The 1,271-nt window shown below is 72.0% G+C and carries 1 protein-coding gene; it reads left to right on the top strand.

Annotated elements, in window-relative coordinates; all coding sequences use genetic code 11:
* Nucleotides 1-238: 238 nt before the first annotated feature.
* On the top strand, nucleotides 239-1,162 hold the full coding sequence (locus NCC78_RS31745) for a ParA family protein (protein WP_121397670.1): 924 nt from the start codon (nucleotides 239-241) through the stop codon (nucleotides 1,160-1,162).
* Nucleotides 1,163-1,271: the final 109 nt, after the last annotated feature.

Here is a 1,271-nt window from a genome sequence, read left to right on the forward strand (position 1 = left end):
CGCCGCGGTGGGCGCAGGTTCGGCCGTCCGGCCGGAGGGGACCGACCGGTCCGCCGGGGGTGGCCTGGTGGGCGGGGCGGCGACACGCCGAGCGGGTGCGACCGGCCCGCAGGTCGGTGGCGTACAGTCGGCATCGGCGCGGACCTCCTGGGGCGAGATACCGGGGTGCGCAGCGGCGCCGCGAAGGACGTCGGTCGGCTCCGACGCCGGGTGGTCGTCGGGAGGGGGCAACGAGGACATGGCTGGCAACGGTGACCGTGCCGAGACCTGGACGTCGGAGCTCCGCGAGCAGCAGGCCACGCTCGGTGCGGATCTCGGTCCGGCGGATCCGGCGGCGTACACGATGCGCAAGCCGATCCCCGAGCCGATGCCGACCGATCGGCACGGCCCGGCCCGGATCATCGCGATGGCCAACCAGAAGGGTGGCGTCGGCAAGACCACCACGACCATCAACTTGGGCGCCGCGCTGGCCGAGTACGGCCGCAAGGTGCTGCTGGTCGACTTCGACCCGCAGGGTGCCCTGTCGGTCGGGCTGGGGGTCAACCCGCACAACCTCGACCTGTCCGTCTACAACCTGCTCATGCAGGACGACGTGACCGCCGAGGACGTCCTGATCAAGACCGACGTGGCCGGGCTGCACCTGCTGCCGGCCAACATCGACCTCTCCGCGGCCGAGATCCAGCTGGTCAACGAGGTGGCCCGGGAGATGGCCCTGGCCCGGGTGCTGCGCAGCGTCCGCAAGGAGTACGACTACATCCTGATCGACTGCCAGCCCTCGCTGGGCCTGCTGGCGATCAACGCGCTGACCGTCGCGCACGGCGTGCTCATCCCGCTGGAGTGCGAGTTCTTCAGCCTGCGCGGTGTCGCGCTGCTGCTGGACACCATCGACAAGGTGCGCGAGCGGCTCAACTTCGACCTGGAGCTCGAGGGCATCCTCGCCACCATGTACGACAGCCGCACCACCCACTGCCGGCAGGTGCTCCAGCGGGTGGTGGAGGCGTTCGGCGACAAGGTCTACCAGACGGTCATCACCAAGACGGTCAAGTTCCCCGAGTCGACCGTGGCCGGCGCCCCGATCACCACGCTCGACCCGGCCTCGTCCGGTGCCCGCAACTACCGCCAGCTGGCCCGCGAGGTGATCGCCGCCCAGGCCGAGCGGTAGGCGCGGGGGTGCACCTTCGCGCCGGCCGGCCCGGCCCGTCCACTACGGTCGTCGGGTGACCGCCCCGCCGTTGGACCCACCCGCCGCGCCCCGCAGCGCCCCGGCCCCA

Origin of the sequence: Micromonospora phytophila (assembly GCF_023656545.1) — a bacterium.
Classification (GTDB): Bacteria; Actinomycetota; Actinomycetes; order Mycobacteriales; family Micromonosporaceae; genus Micromonospora; species Micromonospora phytophila.

Excerpts from the sequence above, each read along its gene's own strand:
- NCC78_RS31745 (WP_121397670.1), top strand. The coding sequence starts at position 239 with ATGGCTGGCAACGGTGACCGTGCCGAGACCTGGACGTCGGAGCTCCGC.